The sequence below is a fragment of the Pseudomonas sp. 37 R 15 genome, assembly GCF_900004865.1.
GTDB lineage: Bacteria > Pseudomonadota > Gammaproteobacteria > Pseudomonadales > Pseudomonadaceae > Aquipseudomonas > Aquipseudomonas fluorescens_AM.
Window position 1 is genome coordinate 236,537 of sequence record NZ_CVTV01000060.1, and the last position, 19,781, is coordinate 256,317.

23 protein-coding genes, 1 tRNA gene and 1 pseudogene are annotated in these 19,781 nt (G+C 61.7%); 14 read left to right on the forward strand and 11 right to left on the reverse strand.

From position 1 onward, the window contains the following. Window positions 1-46: 46 nt before the first annotated feature. On the reverse strand, window positions 47-541 hold the full coding sequence (locus BFQ04_RS25425; protein ID WP_065953213.1) for a SprT family zinc-dependent metalloprotease: 495 nt from the start codon (window positions 539-541) through the stop codon (window positions 47-49). 128 nt (window positions 542-669) lie between these two features. Further along, window positions 670-1,272, reverse strand: coding sequence for a Yip1 family protein (locus tag BFQ04_RS25430; protein ID WP_065953155.1), 603 nt, complete (start codon window positions 1,270-1,272; stop codon window positions 670-672). A 362-nt stretch (window positions 1,273-1,634) separates the two neighbouring features. Here BFQ04_RS25430 and ttcA point away from each other — a divergent pair, with 362 nt between their 5' ends. Together ttcA and BFQ04_RS25440 are read left to right on the forward strand one after the other, a co-directional pair. Next, window positions 1,635-2,459: a tRNA 2-thiocytidine(32) synthetase TtcA gene (ttcA, locus tag BFQ04_RS25435; RefSeq protein WP_065953156.1), complete on the forward strand. Its 825-nt coding sequence runs from the start codon at window positions 1,635-1,637 to the stop codon at window positions 2,457-2,459. A 67-nt stretch (window positions 2,460-2,526) separates the two neighbouring features. Next, window positions 2,527-3,198, forward strand: a complete 672-nt coding sequence (locus BFQ04_RS25440) for a DNA-3-methyladenine glycosylase I (RefSeq protein WP_065953157.1) — start codon at window positions 2,527-2,529, stop codon at window positions 3,196-3,198. Between the two features lie 3 nt (window positions 3,199-3,201). Here BFQ04_RS25440 and BFQ04_RS25445 read toward each other — a convergent pair whose 3' ends face one another. Genes BFQ04_RS25445 through arsC form a run of 3 tightly spaced genes read right to left on the reverse strand, consistent with a single transcriptional unit; the run spans window position 3,202 to window position 4,557 of the window. Next, window positions 3,202-3,609 carry a DUF2069 domain-containing protein gene (locus BFQ04_RS25445; RefSeq protein ID WP_065953158.1) on the reverse strand — a complete coding sequence of 136 codons (408 nt, stop codon included), beginning with the start codon at window positions 3,607-3,609 and terminating at the stop codon, window positions 3,202-3,204. Further along, window positions 3,593-4,207, reverse strand: a complete 615-nt coding sequence (wrbA, locus tag BFQ04_RS25450; protein WP_065953159.1) for an NAD(P)H:quinone oxidoreductase — start codon at window positions 4,205-4,207, stop codon at window positions 3,593-3,595. The genes BFQ04_RS25445 and wrbA overlap by 17 nt, the downstream gene beginning before the upstream one ends. Next, window positions 4,204-4,557, reverse strand: coding sequence for an arsenate reductase (glutaredoxin) (gene arsC / locus BFQ04_RS25455; RefSeq protein WP_065953160.1), 354 nt, complete (start codon window positions 4,555-4,557; stop codon window positions 4,204-4,206). Before arsC ends, wrbA begins: the two co-directional genes overlap by 4 nt. Before the next feature lie 115 nt (window positions 4,558-4,672). Here arsC and BFQ04_RS25460 point away from each other — a divergent pair, with 115 nt between their 5' ends. Beyond that, a complete protein-coding gene (locus BFQ04_RS25460) occupies window positions 4,673-5,134 on the forward strand; it encodes a TlpA disulfide reductase family protein (protein WP_065953161.1) in 462 nt (153 codons plus the stop codon). 141 nt (window positions 5,135-5,275) lie between these two features. Here the strand turns inward: BFQ04_RS25460 and BFQ04_RS25465 are convergent, their stop codons facing one another. The 4 genes from BFQ04_RS25465 to BFQ04_RS25480 form a co-directional block, all read right to left on the reverse strand. After that, a complete protein-coding gene (locus tag BFQ04_RS25465; protein WP_065953162.1) occupies window positions 5,276-5,680 on the reverse strand; it encodes an META domain-containing protein in 405 nt (134 codons plus the stop codon). Further along, the gene (locus BFQ04_RS25470; protein WP_065953163.1) at window positions 5,677-6,117 is read right to left on the reverse strand and encodes a hypothetical protein; all 441 of its coding nucleotides are present in this window, start codon (window positions 6,115-6,117) and stop codon (window positions 5,677-5,679) included. The genes BFQ04_RS25465 and BFQ04_RS25470 overlap by 4 nt, the downstream gene beginning before the upstream one ends. A gap of 74 nt (window positions 6,118-6,191) precedes the next feature. Further along, on the reverse strand, window positions 6,192-7,178 hold the full coding sequence (locus BFQ04_RS25475; protein ID WP_065953164.1) for a 2-hydroxyacid dehydrogenase: 987 nt from the start codon (window positions 7,176-7,178) through the stop codon (window positions 6,192-6,194). Between the two features lie 85 nt (window positions 7,179-7,263). Further along, on the reverse strand, window positions 7,264-10,017 hold the full coding sequence (locus tag BFQ04_RS25480) for a response regulator (RefSeq protein WP_065953165.1): 2,754 nt from the start codon (window positions 10,015-10,017) through the stop codon (window positions 7,264-7,266). Window positions 10,018-10,179: 162 nt separating this feature from the next. Between BFQ04_RS25480 and BFQ04_RS29010 the strand changes: the two are divergent. Further along, window positions 10,180-10,412, forward strand: a pseudogene (locus BFQ04_RS29010) (ATP-binding protein); the annotation flags it as partial. 3 nt (window positions 10,413-10,415) lie between these two features. Here BFQ04_RS29010 and BFQ04_RS25485 read toward each other — a convergent pair. Continuing rightward, window positions 10,416-10,931, reverse strand: coding sequence for a DUF2062 domain-containing protein (locus BFQ04_RS25485; protein WP_065953166.1), 516 nt, complete (start codon window positions 10,929-10,931; stop codon window positions 10,416-10,418). A gap of 135 nt (window positions 10,932-11,066) precedes the next feature. On the opposite strand from BFQ04_RS25485, the gene BFQ04_RS25490 reads away from it, so the two are divergent. From BFQ04_RS25490 to murB, 8 genes are all read left to right on the forward strand, one after another. Continuing rightward, window positions 11,067-13,292 carry a DNA internalization-related competence protein ComEC/Rec2 gene (locus BFQ04_RS25490; RefSeq protein WP_065953167.1) on the forward strand — a complete coding sequence of 742 codons (2,226 nt, stop codon included), beginning with the start codon at window positions 11,067-11,069 and terminating at the stop codon, window positions 13,290-13,292. A gap of 109 nt (window positions 13,293-13,401) precedes the next feature. Next, a complete protein-coding gene (locus BFQ04_RS25495) occupies window positions 13,402-14,037 on the forward strand; it encodes a MotA/TolQ/ExbB proton channel family protein (RefSeq protein WP_065953214.1) in 636 nt (211 codons plus the stop codon). Next, complete coding sequence (locus BFQ04_RS25500; RefSeq protein ID WP_065953168.1) at window positions 14,034-14,462, forward strand: ExbD/TolR family protein; 429 nt, start codon at window positions 14,034-14,036, stop codon at window positions 14,460-14,462. The genes BFQ04_RS25495 and BFQ04_RS25500 overlap by 4 nt, the downstream gene beginning before the upstream one ends. Next, window positions 14,462-15,472 (forward strand): tetraacyldisaccharide 4'-kinase, encoded by a 1,011-nt coding sequence (lpxK, locus tag BFQ04_RS25505; protein WP_065953169.1) that lies wholly within the window; start codon window positions 14,462-14,464, stop codon window positions 15,470-15,472. Before BFQ04_RS25500 ends, lpxK begins: the two co-directional genes overlap by 1 nt. Before the next feature lie 24 nt (window positions 15,473-15,496). Further along, on the forward strand, window positions 15,497-15,682 hold the full coding sequence (locus BFQ04_RS25510; protein ID WP_003174668.1) for a Trm112 family protein: 186 nt from the start codon (window positions 15,497-15,499) through the stop codon (window positions 15,680-15,682). Next, on the forward strand, window positions 15,679-16,443 hold the full coding sequence (gene kdsB, locus BFQ04_RS25515) for a 3-deoxy-manno-octulosonate cytidylyltransferase (RefSeq protein ID WP_065933892.1): 765 nt from the start codon (window positions 15,679-15,681) through the stop codon (window positions 16,441-16,443). The genes BFQ04_RS25510 and kdsB overlap by 4 nt, the downstream gene beginning before the upstream one ends. Then, window positions 16,443-16,907 (forward strand): low molecular weight protein-tyrosine-phosphatase, encoded by a 465-nt coding sequence (locus BFQ04_RS25520; protein WP_065953170.1) that lies wholly within the window; start codon window positions 16,443-16,445, stop codon window positions 16,905-16,907. The genes kdsB and BFQ04_RS25520 overlap by 1 nt, the downstream gene beginning before the upstream one ends. After that, complete coding sequence (gene murB / locus BFQ04_RS25525) at window positions 16,904-17,923, forward strand: UDP-N-acetylmuramate dehydrogenase (RefSeq protein ID WP_065953171.1); 1,020 nt, start codon at window positions 16,904-16,906, stop codon at window positions 17,921-17,923. The genes BFQ04_RS25520 and murB overlap by 4 nt, the downstream gene beginning before the upstream one ends. Before the next feature lie 70 nt (window positions 17,924-17,993). On the opposite strand, the gene BFQ04_RS25530 is transcribed toward murB, so the two are convergent. Next, window positions 17,994-18,665 carry a Bax inhibitor-1/YccA family protein gene (locus BFQ04_RS25530; protein WP_053256786.1) on the reverse strand — a complete coding sequence of 224 codons (672 nt, stop codon included), beginning with the start codon at window positions 18,663-18,665 and terminating at the stop codon, window positions 17,994-17,996. 152 nt (window positions 18,666-18,817) lie between these two features. Here BFQ04_RS25530 and BFQ04_RS25535 point away from each other — a divergent pair. Both BFQ04_RS25535 and BFQ04_RS30175 read left to right on the forward strand, forming a co-directional pair. After that, a tRNA-Ser gene (locus BFQ04_RS25535) sits at window positions 18,818-18,908 on the forward strand. A gap of 232 nt (window positions 18,909-19,140) precedes the next feature. Further along, window positions 19,141-19,710: a hypothetical protein gene (locus BFQ04_RS30175; RefSeq protein WP_232790550.1), complete on the forward strand. Its 570-nt coding sequence runs from the start codon at window positions 19,141-19,143 to the stop codon at window positions 19,708-19,710. Window positions 19,711-19,781 lie beyond the last annotated feature (71 nt).

Here is a 19,781-nt window from a genome sequence, read left to right on the forward strand (position 1 = left end):
TGAATACATTCAAAATGTGGGAGGGGGCTTGCCCCCGATAAGGCCCTCATTCCACCCGAGTCTCCCCAGTGAACACAAGAGTATGCCGGCACCGCCGACACAAGTACCGCCGCCCCTGGCCGACCAACCCATGACGCTGGGCCGAAAACGCAAAGTCGCTGTCGGCACACGGGCACCGGTAGATATAGCGAGTCACCTGGCGACGCTTGACTGCGTAGGTGTGACAACGGTCCGGCGGCAGTTCGTAAACCCCACGCATGATCAACTGCCATTCCTCCCCATGGGGCTGGATGCGCTCGCCAAACAGTTGGTGGGCAATCAGATGCGCCACTTCGTGGGCCACGGTCTGTTTCAGGAAGTGCTGGCTGTTTTCTTGATAGAGCTGAGGGTTGAAGCGCAGCAGGTTTTCGTGCAAATGCGCGACACCGGCTTTCTGGCCCCGCAGCTTGAGGCTGACCGTGGGGCGTTTGAAGCTTCGTTTGAAAAAGGATTCGGCTTGCAGGAAACAATCTTCGACGCGGGTATTGAGTTGCTCGGGCATGCTGTACATATCTCCAGAGACGCCCAGTATGCCGCAAAGCAGGGTGTTTTCGAATCTGTCAGGCGCCGAATGGTCGTGCATAACGCACAAAGCCACCGTATCGGTGGCTTTGCCTGCATTCCAAGGCTTCAACTAGTGTAGATGGGCCCCACGCCCAGGCCCCAGACAATGACGGTAAACGCCATGATTGCCACCAGCACCACCAGGCCTACAGCCAATACCGAGCTGGAAAACAGAAAGCCTTCATCCGGGTCGATACTCATGAACGTCGGCAAGCCCACGTACAGCAGATACACCGTGTAGCAGATTGCTGCGGTCCCCACCACCATACCCAGCCACATGTGCGGATAGAGTGCCGCCAGCCCGCCGATGAACAGAGGCGTCGCGGTGTAGGTGGCAAAGGCCACGCAACGCGCCATGCTGGGGTTGGCATCATAGGTGCGGGCCATCCAGTGAATGAACGCGCCCATCACCGCCACACCGCCCAGCATCGCGGCGTACGACATCAGGGTCATCCATAGCGCGCTTTCCTGGGTGAGCATCACCGGGGCACGGTTGCCGATGACCCAACCGACCCGGGTGGTGCCGATAAATGCGGCTACGGCGGGGATCGCCGCAAGAACCAGCGTGTGAGTGAGGTACATGTGGCTGATGCTTTCTTCCTTATCGCCACGAATTTCCCGCCATTCCTGATCGGGATGGGTAAACAGCCCCACGACGTGATGGATCATGCCAGTCACTCCTGTCGTTATTACTATCGCCCCCATCGGAGCGCCCACCGGCCAACTGGCCTGCAAGGTCTGGATAGTTGTGCGACCTCACGTCGCAGTATAGGAAGTGATATCCGGTAACACTGCAGGGCCTTTAGAGTAAATCGCGCTGTAAACACGGGGCGTAATCGCTGCTGGGTCTGTGGGTAGCAATTCGATCCAATGTGGGAGGGGGCTTGCCCCCGATGGCAGTGTGTCAGTCGAGGTAGTTGCTACTGATACACCGCAATCGGCGGCAAGCCCCCTCCCACATTGGAACTTGGTCGTTCATACCGGTAAAATGCACGGCTTTTCGTCACACACCTCTAGCGGATCCAAGCGCCATGGGCACTCTTACGGTCAACCAGAACAAACTGCAAAAACGCCTGCGTCGCCTGGCCGGTGAAGCGGTCGCTGATTTCAACATGATCGAGGAGGGCGACAAGGTCATGGTCTGCCTCTCCGGCGGCAAAGACAGCTACACCCTGCTCGACGTGCTGCTGCACCTGCAAAAGGTCGCGCCGATCAAGTTCGAGATCGTTGCCGTCAACATGGACCAGAAGCAGCCGGGCTTTCCCGAGCATGTGCTGCCGGCCTATCTGAAGGAATTGGGCGTCGAGTACCACATCGTCGAGAAAGACACTTACTCGGTGGTCAAGGAGCTGATCCCGGAAGGCAAGACCACCTGCTCGCTGTGTTCGCGCCTGCGGCGTGGCACGCTCTATACCTTTGCCGATGAGATCGGCGCGACCAAGATGGCCCTGGGGCATCATCGCGACGACATCGTCGAAACCTTCTTCCTGAATATGTTCTTCAACGGTTCGCTCAAGGCCATGCCGCCCAAGCTGCGCGCCGATGACGGACGCAACGTGGTGATCCGCCCGCTGGCGTATTGCAACGAGAAGGACATCCAGGCTTATTCCGACTTCAAGCAATTCCCGATCATCCCGTGCAACCTGTGCGGCTCCCAGGAAAACCTGCAACGCCAGGTGGTCAAGGAAATGCTGGTGGACTGGGAGCGCAAGACCCCTGGGCGTACCGAGAGTATTTTCCGCAGCCTGCAGAATGTGATTCCGTCGCAATTGGCCGATCGCAACCTGTTCGACTTCGCCAGCTTGAAAATCGATGAGACGGCAGCTTCGCGTTTCGTCAATGTAGTGAACCTCTGAGCCTTATCGAGGCTCTAGTACACGGCGCTTGCGGGCGCCGTTTTCCATTCAACTGCCAGGAGAGGGCATGCGCGATTACAAGTGGCTGCACGAATATTGTCTGAATCGCTTCGGTTCGGCGGCCAAGCTGGAAGCCCATCTGCCTGTGCCCAAGACCCCGGCGCAACTGCGCAAGATCCCCGATGACCGTTACCTGTCGACCTTGGCGCTGCGGGTGTTTCGTGCGGGCTTGAAGCACAGTGTGGTCGATGCCAAGTGGCCGGCATTCGAGCAAGTGTTTTTCGGTTTCGACCCGGAAAAAGTCGTGCTGATGGGCGCCGAGCACCTGGAGCGCCTGATGCAGGACACGCGCATCATCCGCCACCTGGGCAAACTCAAGAGTGTGCCGCGCAATGCGCAGATGATCCTGGATATCGAGCAGGAAAAGGGTAGCTTCGGTGCGTTTGTCGCCGAGTGGCCGGTGACCGATATCGTCGGGTTATGGAAATACCTGAGCAAACACGGTCACCAGTTGGGCGGGCTGTCGGCCCCGCGTTTCCTGCGCATGGTGGGCAAGGATACGTTTGTGCCGAGTGACGACGTGGTGGCGGCGTTGAATGCGCAGAAGATCGTCGACAAGGCACCCACCAGCCTGCGCGACCTGGCGGCCGTGCAGGGTGCCTTTAACCAGTGGCATGCGCAAAGTGGGCGGCCGATGTGTCAGTTGTCGATGATGTTGGCGTACACCGTCAACCATTGATCATCAGGCCGCCGCCATCCGCCGGTTCAACTGATGCCGCCAGCGCACATACAACAGCGCTGTGCAAAACACCGCCAGGCTCGCCAGCATCTCAAGCACCCCGAACCCTTGCCGGTTCGGGTCATACGCCGCCAGTGCGCCCTTGATGAAATACAGGTTCACCACAAAGCACGTCCACGAATGCCCGCGCGCGCTGCCCGTGATCATCCCTGGCGCCAGCACCAGCAGCGGCACCAGTTCGATCAGCAGGATGACCCACGGGCGTGCCCCGTGCAGGTCGGCGACGAACAGGTAATACGCGCACAACAAGCCCACCAGGCCGAAAAACGCCAGAAGACTCAGGGCGCGCGCCAGCTTGACCCGTGGTTCCAGCCACGCCTGGGACGGTAGAACTTTAGGCTTTCTGGCCAACGCCGTTCTCCAGCAGTGTGGCGGTCTTGGCCAGGCGCAGGCCCAGGGCGCGGCACAGGGCGATTTCATGCGGGTCGAGCAGACGCTTGCCGTCAGGCCCGGCGTGGTGGCTGGCGCCATAGGGCGTGCCACCGCCCTGGGTGTCGAGCAGCGCCTGTTCGCTATAGGGCAGGCCGGTGATCAGCATGCCGTGGTGCAGCAATGGCAACAGCATCGACATCAGCGTGGTTTCCTGGCCGCCGTGCAGGCTGGCGGTGGAGGTGAACACGCCGGCGGGCTTGCCGACCAGGGCGCCGGTGAGCCACAGGTTGCTGGTACCGTCGAGGAAGTACTTGAGCGGCGCGGCCATGTTGCCGAAACGCGTCGGGCTGCCCAGGGCCAGGGCCGAGCAGTGTTTCAGGTCATCCAGGCTGGCATACAGCGCGCCCTCGTCCGGGATACTCGGTGCCACGGCTTCGCACTCGGTGGAGATCGCCGGCACGGTGCGCAGCCGGGCTTCCATGCCGCCTTGCTCGATGCCCCTGGCAATCTGCCGGGCCATTTCGCTGACCGAGCCATTGCGGCTGTAATACAACACCAGCACATAAGGCGTCGTCACGGCAGGATCTCCAGCACGTTTTCCGGCGGGCGGCCAATGATGGCTTTATCGGCGGTTTCCAGGATCGGGCGTTCCATCAACGAGGGGTGTGCGGCGATGGCGGCGATCAGTTGCGCTTCGCTGAGGCTGGCGTCGGCCAGGTTGAGGCTTTTATATTCATCTTCGCCGGTGCGCAACAATTGCCGGGCACTGAGGCCAAGTTTGGCCAGCAGGGCCTTTAATTGCGCCGCGTTCAGCGGCGTTTCCAGATAGCGCACCACGGTTGGCGTGAGGCCGCGGTCTTGCAGCAGTTCGAGCGCACCGCGGGATTTCGAGCAGCGCGGGTTGTGATAAAGCGTCAGATCGGTCATGTGCGGGTCGCATCTTGCGTAAGGTGGCAGGTATTCTACCTGCGCTGGCGCCTGTCCTTAAACCGTAAGAGGCGATAGGCCGCAGCCAACGTTCATTTTTGCGAAGGATTACCCCATGACAAGGCGACTGATCGGTGCATTGGCGATCATCACAACCCTGCTGCTCAGCGGCTGCGGTAACGATTACGGCGTTGATCAGTACGGCCAGAAAGTGCCGGCCGAGCGCCTGGACAAGCAGTGGCTGGTGGTCAATTACTGGGCCGAATGGTGTGGCCCGTGCCGCACCGAAATCCCCGAGCTCAATGCCCTGGCCGAGCAGCTCAAGGCGCAGAACGTGGGCGTGTTCGGGGTCAACTTCGACAATGTGCAGGGCGAGGAGCTCAAGGCTGCCAGTGACAAGCTGGGCATCAAGTTCACCGTGCTGGCGCAGAACCCGGAGGGGATCTTTGATATTCCGCGCAGCGAGGCGCTGCCGGTGACCTACATCATCGATGACCAGGGCAAGGTGCGCGAGCAACTGATGGGTGAGCAGACGGCGCAAGGGGTGTTGGCCAAGCTCAAGGCGCTGCGCGGTTAAAGCAAGACCTCAAATCAAATGTGGGAGGGGGCTTGCCCCCGATAGCAGTGTGTCAGTCACTGTATGTGCTGGCTGATCCAGCGCCATCGGGGGCAAGCCCCCTCCCACATTTTGATCGCGCATGGCCAAAGATCGGCGGCGTCAGCCTTCTTCAAGCCACAAGCGAATCGGCTTGCCTTCGGCGGGCCAGAACCGCGTCTGCTCGATCGGCGAGATATCCCAGCGCTGGACGCCTTGCAGGGCCTGGAAGAAGCGGTGCTCCTGCTCCATCAGCGCCTCGGCGCACAGTTTGCGGGTGCTGCCGATGGCGCCGAAGCTGAGCTTGTCGCCTTCAAGGGTGTACGGCGCAAACCAGTGGTTGCAGCCGCCATTGCCATAGGCGCGACCATCGGCACCGAGGGTTACGGTCAGGTGCGCGTAGTCCATCAACGGCCGCTCGCCGATCCACTCCACCACATAGCTGTGATCCTGCTTGAGCTTGACCGCATCGCCGGCGCAGCCACTCAGGGCCGTACCCATCGCGGCGAGCAGCAGCAGGCGCTTCATTGTGCGGCCTGCTGGCATTTCGGGCAGCGGTGCCTGTCGCCTTCGCTGGCCCAGCCGAGTTCTTTGATCCGGGCATTGGCGGCCGGTTGCAGCGGTTCTTGGGTGAGCTTGGTTTCCACCGCGAATTCAAACTCCAGCACGCTGTCGCAGCTGTCGCAATTGACCTTCCAGGTGTGAATCTCCAACTCGCCGAATTTCGGCCCCTGGGCCATGGCGACCCATTGGCCCGCCGGGCGGATGGAGTAGCGCGCGTCACCTTCCACGGTCAGGCGCATCGACAGGGTTTTGCTGCCGCGCAGGGTAACGATCAGCACGTCGCCATGCTTGATCGAACCACCGTTGCCGGTGACCTGATAACGGCCCGGCACCAGGGCGCGGCATTCGATCAGGGTATGTTGCGGGCTCAGCAAGCTGAAGCGGAAATCGTGTTCGGCCATGGATCCTCCAAATAGGCGCGGCATCCTATCACGGGTGCCGGGCTATCATGAGCCCGGTATGTGACCGCTGATCATCACTCGACGAGGTTCTGCGCGCGGCCGTCGGCCCACGCCGCAATATTGGCCAGTGTAGTGCCGGCAATCGCCGCCAGTGCCTCGCGGGTCAGGAAGGCCTGGTGGGCGGTGATGATCACATTGGGGAAGGTCAGCAGGCGGGCAAGCACGTCGTCTTGCAGGGGCAGGTCCGAGCGGTCCTCGAAAAACAGCTGGGCCTCTTCTTCATAGACATCCAGCCCCAGGTAACCGAGTTGGCCGTTCTTGAGCGCCTCCACCAGCGCCGGCGTGTCGACCAGGCCTCCGCGGCCGGTATTGATCAGCATGGCGCCCGGTTGCATGTGGGCCAGGGTGCCGGCGTTGATCAGGTGCCTGCTGTCGGCCGTCAGCGGGCAATGCAGGCTGATGACCTGCCCCTCGGCGAGCAGTTCGGGCAGGCTCACGTAGCGCGCGCCCAAGGCTTGGACCTCAGGGTTGGGGAAGGGGTCGTGGGCCAGCAGCCGGCAGCCGAAACCGCTCATGATCCTGGCGAAGGTGGCGCCGATCTGTCCGGTACCGACCACGCCGACGGTTTTGCCGACCAGGTCGAACCCGGTGAGCCCATGCAGGCTGAAGTCGCCATCGCGGGTGCGGTTGTAGGCGCGGTGCAGGCGACGGTTCAGGGCCAGGACCAGCGCCACGGCATGCTCGGCTACGGCGTGGGGCGAGTAGGCCGGTACGCGCACAACGCTCAGGCCCAGGCGCTTGGCGGCGCGCAGGTCGACATGGTTGTAGCCGGCCGAGCGCAACGCAATCAGGCGCGTGCCGCCTCTGGCCAGATGCTCGAGCACCGGGGCGCTGAGGTCATCGTTGATAAAGGCGCAGACCACCTCGTGGTGTTCGGCCAGGGCCACGGTGTCGAGGTTGAGGCGGGCGGGCTGGAATTGCAGCTCGATGCCCTGGGGGCATGGCTCAGCGCTAAAACTGTCGCGGTCGTAGGTTTGGCTGCTGAAAAGAATAACGCGCATTGAAGAGAGGCTCCCTGCAATTTACAAATGAGAAATGCTGACCAGATGTGGGAGGGGGCAAGCCCCCTCCCACATGGAAATTGGCTCAGGCGCTGACCCGCGCTTCACTGGCCAACCGCGCAATCGCCATGTCCAGTTCATCCAGTGCGGCCATGGCCTTGGCGTCGTCCTGCTTGAGCAGGGTTTCGGCGCGTTGACAGGCCGCGCGCAATTGCGGCACGCCGCAGTAGCGCGTGGCGCCATGCAGGCGATGGACGCGTTCGATCAAGGCATGATTGTCATTGGCTTCACGCGCGACCGTGATCGCCAGGCGGTCGGCTTCCAGGGAGGCCAGCAGCATGGCGAGCATGTCGGCTGCCAGGTCTGCCTTGTTGGCGGCCAGGCGCAGGCCTTCTTCATGGTCCAGCACCAGCAATTGCACGCCTGGGCCGAGGCCCTCGGGAAGGCGCTCCGGCCCTTGGTTGCGCAGGGCCAGGCCGGTCCATTTCAACACCACCTGGGCCAACTGCCGCTCGCTGATGGGTTTGGTCAGGTAATCGTCCATGCCGCTTTGCAGCAGGGCGCGTTTTTCGTTGGCCATCGCATGGGCGGTGAGGGCGACCACCGGCAGCGGCGTGCCATGGCGTTCGCTTTCCCATTGGCGAATCGCTTCGGTACTCTGGCGCCCGTCCATGCCGGGCATCTGCACGTCCATCAACACCAGATCGAAGGTTTCCTGTTTCACCGCGTCAATCGCCGCGTAGCCGCTTTCCACGGCCTGCACCTTGGCGCCCATGTCTTCAAGCAGGGTTTGCACCAGCAACAGGTTCGCCGGGTTATCGTCCACGCACAGCACACGCGGCGCACGGCTGGACAACGGCTCGCCCGGCTCGCTGCGTGAGGGCCGCGGGCTGATCAGGTCGGCCAGGGATCGGCGCAGCTTGCGCGTACACGCGGGCTTGGCCTGCAACTGGCTGTTGGGGTTGGGCACCGATTGGTTGAATAGCATCTGCTCGGTCGTCGGGCACAGCACCAGCACCTTGCAGCCCAGGTGTTCGAGGTCCCACAAGTGCTGGTTGAGGCGCTCGGGCGGAATGTCGTTGGCGGTGACGCCGAGCACCGCCAGGTCAATCGCCTGATCGGTCTGGTGCGCGCTGGTAATGCCGTTGGTCAGGCTTTCCAGGGTATTGAACGGGGTCACTTCCAGGCCGCAGTCTTCCAACTGATGTTGCAGGGCCTGGCGCGCCAGTTCATGGTTCTCCAGCACGGCCACGCGGCGCCCGAGCAGCGGCGCGCTGGGTAAGTCTTCGACGTCGTCGCGGGTCTTGGGCAGGTTCAGGCTGATCCAGAACTCCGAGCCTTCGCCCGGTGTGCTGTCGACGCCGATTTCGCCGCCCATCTGTTCGATCAGGCGCTTGGAGATCACCAGGCCCAGGCCGGTGCCACCCGGCTGGCGCGACAGCGAATTGTCCGCCTGGCTGAAGGCTTGGAACAGCGCACGCACGTCCTGGTTGGACAGGCCGATGCCGGTGTCCTGCACGCTGATGCGCAGTTGCACGCTGTCTTCCTGTTCGTCCTCGATCATCGCCCGGGCAACAATGGTGCCTTCGCGGGTGAACTTGATCGCGTTGCTGATCAGGTTGGTCAGGATCTGCTTGAGGCGCAGCGGGTCGCCCACCAGTGACAGCGGCGTGTCACGGTAGACCAGGCTGACCAGTTCGAGCTGTTTGGCGTGGGCGGCGGGAGCGAGGATGGTCAGGGTGTCCTGCAGCAGGTCGCGCAGGTTGAAGGGCACGCTGTCGAGCACCAGTTTGCCGGCTTCGATCTTCGAGAAGTCGAGGATTTCGTTGATGATGCCCAACAGGTTGTCGGCGGATTTTTCGATGGTGCCCAGGTAATCCAGCTGACGCGGCGACAATTCGCTTTTTTGCAGCAAGTGGGTGAAGCCCAGGATGCCGTTGAGCGGGGTGCGGATCTCATGGCTCATATTGGCCAGGAATTCCGATTTGATCCGGCTGGCTTCCAGGGCTTCCTTGCGGGCCAGGTCCAGCTCGATGTTCTGGATCTCGATGGTCTCCAGGTTCTGGCGCACATCCTCGGTGGCCTGGTCGATGCTGTGTTGCAATTCCTCCTGGGCGTTTTGCAGGGTTTCGGCCATGCGGTTGATGCCCGATGCCAGCTGATCCAGCTCCTGGCTGCCCAACGGCGGCAGGCGGGTTTCCAGGTTGCCGTCCTTGAGCTGGGCCACGGCTTGCTTGATCTGGCCGATCGGCGAATTGATGGTGCGGCTGATGCGCAGGGCCAGCGCCGCGGTGCAGATCAAGCCGATGGCGATCAGCAGCAGGCTGGCGAACAGGCTGCGATAGCCGCGCAGCAGCATGCCGTTGTGGGACAGTTCCACCTCGACCCAGCCCAACAGGCGGTCGGACTCATCCGGAATCAGCTCGCCCGCCAGGTTGCGATGGCGGCCAAACACGGGCATGAGGTAGCGGGTGGCATCATTGCCGCTGCGCTGCAGCAGGTGCGAACTGTTGCCGGTGGGCGGTTGATTGAGCATGGTCGGACCGGCATGGGCCAGGGACGAGCGGTCCGGCGCCAGGATCGACACCGTACGCACGTCCGGTTGTTCCAGGGATTGGGTCGCGATGCGTTCCAGCAGATCCGTGTTTCTGCTGCTCAGGGCGGGCGCGACCAGCGGCGCCAACTGCTCGGCGATCATTTCGCCGCGTTGCAGCAATTGAGTCTGCAGTTCGGAGAGCTGCATCCAGGTGAAGTAGCCTCCCAACAGCAGGGCCATCAGGCTGGTCGGCAATAAAGTCAGCAACAGTACGCGGCCTTTTATCCCCATTCTTCTAAGCACGCCACTCTCCTGCTACCACATTGATATCAATCATCCACGCAGGCATCCGGCCCACGCCACGTGCGCAGTGTAGCCATTTGCGCCCTTGGGAATCTCGTAAATTAATGACACGTCGCAATCTTCGGGCCATTCGGCGCCGCTCGGCGATTGCCTGTATGGGCGGCACTGGACCGCGTGCGAGGGGGCGATCACTGGCATATCTGGCGGGAGGATCAGGGGGAGGCATCGATGAGGCTGACGTGAAACGTATCTTCGCGGCCATTATCCGGTTGGACGGTTCACGGCCCGGGCTTGCGCATTGCGCGCAACGCCGTGCAGCGGCGGAGTGGCCGTATCTGGGCGCAAATTCCGGGCAGGGCTTGCTGCGCGTACATCTGCACCTGCCTGCCCGTTAGCCCTCAGCGGCGGCGCAGTTTGCGTTTCTTCCACTGGTGCGCGACCCACCAGCGCCAATATCCCATGGTCAGGCAGTAGGCCAGGGCTCCCAATACCAACCCGCAGACCACCGAGCCCAGCAGGAACGGTTGCCACATCGTGCTCAACTCGCCGCTGATCCATTCCCAGGTGAGGTTATCGGGCAGGCTGCGTGGCGGCACGTTCATCAACCAGGCGCCGGTCATGTAGGTGCAGACAAACACCACCGGCATCGTCACCGGGTTGGTCAGCCACACCAGGCTGACGGCAATCGGCATGTTGCCGCGCACCACGATCGCCAGGATCGCGGCCAGCAACATCTGCAACGGGATGGGGATGAACGCGGCAAACAAGCCCACGGCCATTGCCCGGGCCACCGAGTGTCGGTTCAGGTGCCAGAGGTTCGGATCATGCAGCAGGGTGCCAAGAAACTGTAATGACTTGTGTTCCCTGATACTGCTGGGGTCGGGCATGTACCGTTTGAATAAGCGCCGGGGCATATGGGGTCCAGGTCAGTTCGAGGGGCAAGTATGCGCGTATTCTATAAACAGAAAATTCAGACTTTGTGACAAAACATCAAAGGCGCCCCTGGGAACTCCGGCTAAGACTGAATGAATCATTGAAAGGAATGATTCATGAGGGCAGGGATGTTCGCGCTCGCGCTGGGGTTGCTGACCCTGCGCTTTCTTCCGGCGTTGCCGCCCACCGGATGGCTGTTGGCCATGCTGGTGTTGGCCTTGATGCTGCTGCCGTTTCGCACCTATCCGCTGGCGTTTTTCCTGCTGGGCTTGAGCTGGGCTTGCATCAGCGCGCAGTGGGCACTGGATGATCGATTGCGCCCGGCGCTGGACGGCGAGACGCGTTGGGTGGAGGGGCGTGTGGTCGGGTTGCCGCAACAGACGGACACCGGCGTGCGCTTTGAACTGGCCGACAGCCGGTCGCGCAAAGCCCGGCTGCCCAAGCGCATCCGTGTGTCCTGGCGCGGCGGGCCGCCGGTGCGCAGTGGGGAACGCTGGCGCTTGGCTGTCACGCTCAAGCGGCCGTCCGGCCTGCTCAATTTTCATGGCTTCGACCAAGAGGCCTGGCTGCTGGCGCAACGCATTGGGGCCACGGGCTCGGTGAAACACGGCGAGCGCCTCGCGCCGGCCCGTAACGCCTTGCGCGACAGCCTGCGTCAACGCCTGATGGCCGCCGATGCGCAAACCCATGAGGCCGCCCTGGCAGCGTTGGTGCTGGGTGACGGTTCCGGGCTGAGCGCGGAGCAATGGCAGGTGTTGCAAGACACCGGCACCGTGCACTTGTTAGTCATTTCCGGTCAACACATCGGCTTGCTGGCCGGGTTGATCTACGCACTGGTGGCCGGGATGGCCCGTTACGGTTGCTGGCCGCGCCACCTGCCATGGCTGCCATGGGCCTGCGGCCTGGCCTTTGCCGCAGCGCTGGGTTATGGCCTGCTGGCGGGGTTTGGCGTGCCTGTGCAGCGGGCCTGCGTGATGGTCGGTCTGGTGTTGCTATGGCGCCTGCGCTTTCGGCACCTGGGCGCGTGGTGGCCGTTGTTGCTGGCATTCAACGGCGTACTGCTGCTAGAGCCGCTGGCCAGTCTGCAGCCGGGCTTCTGGTTGTCCTTTGCGGCGGTTGCGGTGCTGCTCCTGACGTTCGGTGGACGGCTGGGGCCATGGAGCATCTGGCAGGCATGGACGCGTCCCCAGTGGCTGATTGCCGTCGGATTGTTTCCACTTTTGCTGGTGCTGGGTTTACCCATCAGCCTCACTGCGCCTGTGGCCAATTTGTTCGCCGTGCCCTGGATCAGTCTGGTGGTGTTGCCTCTGGCGCTGCTCGGTACGGTGCTGCTGTGGGTGCCCTCGATCGGTGACGGCCTGCTTTGGTTGGCCGGCGGGGCGTTGGAGGGGTGGTTCAAGGTGCTGACGCTGCTGGCCGGGCAGTTGCCGGCCTGGACGCCGGCCCAGGTGCCGTGGGCGTATTGGCTGGTCAGCCTGGTGGGCGCGGTGCTGCTGCTACTGCCCAAGGGGGTGCCGTTTCGGTTGCTGGGCTGGCCCATGCTGTTGCTCGCGGTGTTTCCTCCCAGGGAGTCGGTGCCCCACGGGCAGGTGATGGTGGTGCAGTTGGATGTCGGCCAGGGGCAGGCGCTGATCCTGCGCACCCGCAATCATGCGTTGCTTTACGATGCCGGGCCGCGTTCCGGGTCGGTCGATCTGGGCGCGCGTGTGGTCGTGCCGGCGCTGAAAACGTTCGGGATAGCGCGGCTCGACATGCTGCTGCTGAGCCATGCCGACGCCGATCACGCCGGTGGCGCGGCAGCTGTAGCCCGTGGTTTGCCGATCAGGCGCGTGGTAGGCGGCGAAACCGAGGGCTTGCCGGCTTTTCTGGGGACTGAACCCTGTATCAGTGGCGAGCGGTGGGAGTGGGATGGTGTGTCTTTCGCGTTGTGGCAGTGGCCTGACGCCCTGAGTGGCAATCCAAAATCCTGTGTGTTGCAGGTGCAGGCCAATGGTGAACGGCTGCTGCTCACCGGCGATATCGACAGCGCGGCGGAGCGCGCCTTGCTTGACACGCCACTGGCGGTGCCGACCGATTGGCTGCAAGCGCCCCATCATGGTAGCCGCAGCTCGTCCTCCAGATCCTTTGTGCAGCGGCTTGCCCCCAAGACGGTGCTGATTTCCCGAGGCCGGGGCAACGCCTTCGGTCATCCTCATGCGCAAGTGGTAGCGCGCTATCAGGCCCAGGGCAGCCGACTATACGACAGCGCCGAACACGGGGCCGTGCGTTTTCAGTTGGGTGCCTTCCAGCCCGCCATGGTTGCGCGCAGTCAACGCCGGTTCTGGCGCGAACCGTTGCCGTAATCCGGCGTAACCAAACACCGAAGGCTGCGACAGGCCGGTCTGCGGCCAACGAACCCCGCTGCCGAACCTATATGATAAAGTGGCGCACTTTTTCGAGGGGGCATTCACTGTGTGGGAATTGGTCAAATCCGGCGGCTGGATGATGTTGCCGATCATCATGAGTTCCATCGCCGCACTCGGCATCGTCGCCGAACGCCTGTGGACCCTGCGCGCCAGTCGCGTCACCCCCGAGCACCTGCTGGGGCAAGTCTGGGGCTGGATCAAGAACAAACAGCTCGACAAGCAGAAGCTCAAGGAACTGCGCGCCAATTCGCCGTTGGGTGAAATCCTTGCCGCTGGCCTGGCCAACTCCAAGCATGGTCGCGAGATCATGAAAGAGTGCATCGAGGAAGCCGCCGCGCGGGTGATCCATGAACTGGAGCGCTACATCAACGCCCTCGGCACCATCGCCGCCATGGCGCCGCTGCTCGGTTTGCTGGGCACGGTGCTGGGTATGATCGATATTTTCAGCTCGTTCATGGGCTCGGGCATGACCACCAACGCCGCGGTGCTGGCCGGTGGTATTTCCAAAGCATTGATCACCACGGCCGCGGGCCTGATGGTGGGTATCCCTTCGGTGTTCTTCCACCGCTTCCTGCAACGGCGCATCGATGAGCTGGTGGTCGGCATGGAACAGGAAGCCATCAAGCTGGTGGAAGTGGTGCAGGGCGACCGTGATGTGGACCTGGTCGAGGGCAACGCGTGAAATTTCGCCGCAAGCAACGGGAAAATGTCGATATCAACCTCGCGTCACTGATTGACGTGGTGTTTATCCTGCTGCTGTTCTTTGTCGTCACCACCACGTTTACCCGGGAAACCCAGCTGCGCGTCGACTTGCCCGAAGCCGTCAGCGGCTCGCCGGCCGAAGATCAGCAGGTCAAGCAACTGGACATTGCCATCAGCGCCGATGGCGTGTTTTCGGTGAACAACCAGTTGCTGGAGAAAAACGACCTGACCAGCCTGATGGATGCCTTGCAGAAGGAATCCGGCGGCGATACCAGCCTGCCACTGTCGATCAGTGCCGACGGCAAGACCCAGCACCAGGCTGTGATTACCGCGATGGACGCCGCCGGCAAGCTCGGTTTCAGTCATCTGCGCATGACCACCGTCGAGGCGGCGAGTCCACCCTGATGGCCATGTCCGATCGTTTGCTCAAGGCCTGGTACGCGGGCCATCCGGCGCTCGTGCTGTTACGGCCGCTGGAGTCGTTGTATCGCCGGGTCGTGCAGCGCAAGCGCGCGCGTTTCCTGGCGGGCGAGGGCGCTGTCTATCGGTCCCCGGTGCCCGTTGTGGTCGTGGGGAATATCACCGTCGGGGGCACGGGCAAGACGCCGCTGATCCTGTGGATGATCGAGCACTGCCGGCGCAATGGCTTGCGCGTGGGCGTGGTCAGTCGCGGGTATGGGGCCAAGCCGCCACAGTTGCCCTGGCGAGTCGAAGCCGATCAGAGTGCCGATGTGGCCGGCGACGAACCCTTGCTGATCGTGCAGCGCTGCGGTGTCCCGTTGATGATCGATCCGGACCGCAGCCGCGCGGTGAAAGCGCTGTTGGCCAGCGAAACCCTGGACCTGATTCTTTCCGACGACGGTCTTCAACACTATCGTCTGGCCCGCGATCTCGAACTGGTACTGATCGATGCCGCCCGCGGCCTGGGCAATCGCCGTTGCCTGCCGGCCGGGCCGTTGCGCGAGCCGGTCGAGCGCCTGCACAGCGTGGATGCGCTGCTCTATAACGGTGCCGCCGAGGACCGCGAAGACGGCTTTGCCTTTGGCCTTGCGCCTGCGGCGCTGATCAACCTGCACAGCGGCGAGCGGCAGCCGGTTACCTATTTTCCGCCAGGCCAGCAGGTACATGCGGTTGCTGGTATCGGCAACCCGCAACGTTTCTTCAATACCCTTGAAACGCTACACTGGCAGCCGATCCCCCATGCGTTTGCCGACCACGCGCCCTACAGTGCCCAGGTGTTGGATTTCACACCGCATTGGCCGCTGGTCATGACTGAAAAGGACGCGGTGAAGTGCCGCGCCTTCGCCCGGTCCGACTGGTGGTACCTTGCGGTGGATGCGCTGCCGTCGCCGGCGTTTGTCGCCTGGTTCGACACACAACTGATGCGCCTGCTGCCCAACCGTCTTTTGCCTTAAACCGTTTATTTCCAGGAAATACTCATGGACACCAAATTGCTCGACATCCTTGCTTGCCCGATCTGCAAAGGCCCGCTCAAGCTCAGCGCCGATAAAACCGAGCTGATCAGCAAAGGTGCCGGCCTGGCTTACCCGATCCGTGACGGGATTCCGGTGATGCTCGAGAGCGAAGCCCGCACCTTGACGACCGATGAGCGCCTGGATAAATGACTACCGCCTTTACCGTGGTGATTCCCTCGCGTTATGCATCGACCCGTCTACCGGGCAAGCCGCTGCAAATGATCGGCGCCAAGCCGATGATCCAGCTGGTATGGGAACAGGCCTGCAAAAGCAGCGCCGAGCGGGTGGTGGTGGCGACTGACGATCCGCGTATCATCGAAGCCTGCAAAGGTTTCGGCGCCGAGGCGGTGCTGACCCGCGAAGACCATAATTCCGGCACCGATCGCCTGGCCGAAGTGGCTACGCAACTGGGCCTGGCGCCCGACGCCATCGTGGTGAACGTGCAAGGTGACGAGCCGTTGATCCCGCCGAGCGTCATCGACCAGGTCGCCGCCAATCTGGCGGCCCATGGCGAAGCGCGCATGGCGACCCTGGCCGAACCGATCGAAGACAGTGAAACCTTGTTCAACCCGAACGTGGTGAAGGTGGTCAGCGATATCAACGGCCTGGCCCTGACGTTCAGCCGTTCGACCCTGCCCTGGGCGCGGGATGCCTTCGCCAGCAACCCCGGCGTACTGCCGCCAGGCGTGCCGTACCGCCGCCACATCGGCATCTACGCCTATCGCGCCGGTTTCCTGCATGACTTCGTCAGCTGGGGCCCGTGCTGGTTGGAAAACACCGAATCCCTGGAGCAACTGCGGGCCCTGTGGCACGGCGTGCGTATCCACGTGGGCGATGCGCTGGAAGCACCGCCTGCAGGCGTCGATACCCAGGAAGACCTTGAGCGCGTCCGTCGCCTGCTGGGGGCGTGATGGAAGTCCTGTTTGTCTGCCTGGGCAATATCTGCCGCTCGCCCACCGCCGAAGGCGTCTTGCGCCATAAGTTGCGCGAAGCCGGCCTGGCCGATCAGGTTGAGGTGGCGTCGGCGGGGACGGGGGAGTGGCATATCGGCAACCCACCGGACCTGCGCAGCCAACGTGCGGCGCTGGCGCGGGGCTATGACTTGTCAGCCCAGCGTGCCCAGCAGGTCTGTCGCGCCGATTTTGCGCGCTATGACCTGATCCTGGCCATGGACCACAGCAACCTGCGCAACCTCAAAGCCATGCAGCCTGCGCAGGGTAAGGCGCAGCTGGATTTGTTCCTGCGCCGCTTCGACGGCGAAGTGGACGAGGTGCCAGACCCGTATTACGAAGGCGAACAAGGCTTTGACCGGGTGCTGGACCTGATCGAGCGCGCCTGTGATTCATTGGTGATCGAATTGAAGGGCCGGCTATGACTTTGCAAGTACGTGCGCAGGTATCGCTCAAGCCCTTCAACAGCTTCGGCATCGACGTACGCGCCCAGCTGTTTGTCGAGGCTCACAGTGATGCCGATGTGCATCAAGCCCTGGCCTACGCCAACGTGCACAGTGTGCCGCTGCTGGTGATCGGCGGCGGCAGCAACCTGCTACTGACCCGGGACGTGCCTGCCCTGGTGTTGCGCATGGCGACCCAGGGTATTCGCGTGCTGCACGATGATGGCATGCACGTGGTGGTTGAAGGCGAGGCGGGCGAAGCCTGGCACCCCTTTGTATCGTGGACCCTGGAACAGGGTTTTTGCGGCCTGGAAAACCTCAGCCTGATCCCCGGCACGGTCGGCGCGGCGCCGATGCAAAACATCGGCGCCTACGGCGTTGAGATCAAGGACGTGTTTGCCGGCCTCACGGCGCTGGATCGCCAGACGGGCGAGCTGCGGGATTTCAGCCTGGACGAATGCCAGTTTGCTTACCGCGACAGCCTGTTCAAGCATGAAGTCGGGCGTTGGTTGATCCTGCGGGTACGCTTTGCCCTGAGTCGCGCCAGTCACCTGAAACTCGACTACGGCCCGGTGCAGCAGCGCCTGGCTGCGCAGGGCATCACCGAGGCCACGCCGAAGGATGTGAGCCAGGCGATCTGCAGTATTCGCCGCGAAAAATTGCCGGACCCGGCAGAGCTGGGCAATGCCGGTAGTTTTTTCAAAAACCCGTTGGTGCCCCAGGCTCTGGCTGCCGAGCTGAAGAGCCAGTATCCGGACCTGGTGGCTTACCCTCAGGCCGACGGGCAAGTAAAGCTCGCCGCCGGTTGGCTGATCGACAAGGCGGGTTGGAAGGGCTTTCGTGACGGCGATGCCGGCGTGCATAAAATGCAAGCGCTGGTGCTGGTGAACTATGGCTCAGCCACCGGGCGGGATATTGCCAACCTGGCGCTGCGTATCCAGCAGGACATTGCCGAGCGCTTCGGGGTCGAGCTTGAGATGGAACCTAACAGGTACTGAGCGTCCACCGCCCCACAAATGAAAATGCCCCGCATCTCACGATACGGGGCATTTTTTATAGCGCTGACACTCAGTCGTCACGGCTCATGATGCCGAAGATCTGCAACAGGCTGATAAACAGGTTGTAGATCGACACATACAGGCTGATGGTCGCCATGATGTAGTTACGCTCACCGCCATGGATGATGGCGCTGGTCTGGAACAGGATGCACACCGAGGAGAACAGCACGAAACCTGCGCTGATCGCCAGTTGCAAACCGCTGATCTGGAAGAACATGCCGGCTACCACTGCCGCCAGCAACACGAAGAAGCCCGCGGTGATGAAGCCACCCAGGAAACTCATGTCCTTGCGGCTGATCAGCACGTACGCCGACAGGCCACCAAACACCAGCGCGGTCATGGCAAATGCCGAACTGACCACCTCCGCACCGCCGGCCATGCCGAGGTAACGGTTAAGGATCGGGCCGAGGATAAAACCCATGAAACCGGTCAAGGCGAACGCCGACACCAGGCCCCAGGCCGAGTCGCGCAGCTTGTTGGTCAGGAAGAACAGACCATAGAAGCCGATCAGCACGACAAAGATATTCGGATAGCCGACGCGCATCTGCTGGGCCACGTAAGCCATCACGCCGCTGAATGCGAGGGTAAGGGCGAGCAGGCCGTACGTATTGCGCAACACGCGGCTGACTTCAAGCTGCTCAGCCTGCGCGTTGCCATTCACTGCGTAATTCTGTTCGCGCATGGCGACACTCCTTCAGTTTTGAAACGTTCAGTCGCAAAGATCATAACAGACGCTCTGTAACAAGCTATGCAGAGAGTTTGACAGTGTGTTTCATTCGGGTATTATGGCGCCCGCTGAGACGGGATGAGCGACTATAATCCCGTGATGCACAAGGGAAATTGGCAGAGTGGTTGAATGCACCGGTCTTGAAAACCGGCGAACGTTAATAGCGTTCCCAGGGTTCGAATCCCTGGTTTCCCGCCAAACACATAAGAAAGTCCCGCGAGCTAAATGCCCAGCGGGATTTTTTTTGCCCGCGATTGCGCAGTGCCACGACGGCCAGTGCCATTGCCCCATAAAATCCGTGGTCTTTCTGACGAGCTTTTACTCGTCACCTCGCTGTTTTTTTACTACCATCGTTAATCTGCGTACTCAAGGAAGAGCGGCTGAGCGCCTTGAGTCTGGTAGAAATTCATACTCGATCATTGAATGAGTCATGGCTTTTACCCAGAACCTAACGACTCAGCTAACCGAAATGACCTGTTTGGTGGAACTGATGAATAAAATGTGTGGCATCGTTGCAGTGCTAGGGATTGCCCTCTCGGGATGCGCTACAAAAAATCAAGAAAAACCTGAAGTGACACCACCTCCTGCCGTCGTCCAGCAAGAAGCGCCTGAAGCCGCAACTCCGGCACCCGCACAATCGCCTGCGCGATATGAGGCTGCACCTGCGAACGCCAGTGCTTACGCTGCAGTGCCTTACTCACCGCAGGCGGCAGAGCCAGAGCAAGAGCCAGAATCAGAGACAAAACTCAACCAGAATCGCGCTGAGCAATGCCGTAAAGAGCTGGATGTTCTGAAGGTTTACAACAAGGCGTCTTACGACAAATACGAGGTCGAATACCAGGCCATTGCCAGTAAGACCGCTAAATACATGGAAGTTAAAGATTCACTGGGTGCCGATTTGAACTATATGGTTATGCCTGCTTATCAATTTCAAATTCGTGAGTTCTGCTTCCGCGTTAAGACCCGTCTGTCGGAGCTTGTGCTTCGCCAAGCCAAATAAATCCCGGGTTGCACGCCAAAACATCCAAGAGAAATCCCGCGAGCCATCTGCTCTGCGGGATTTTTTTTGCC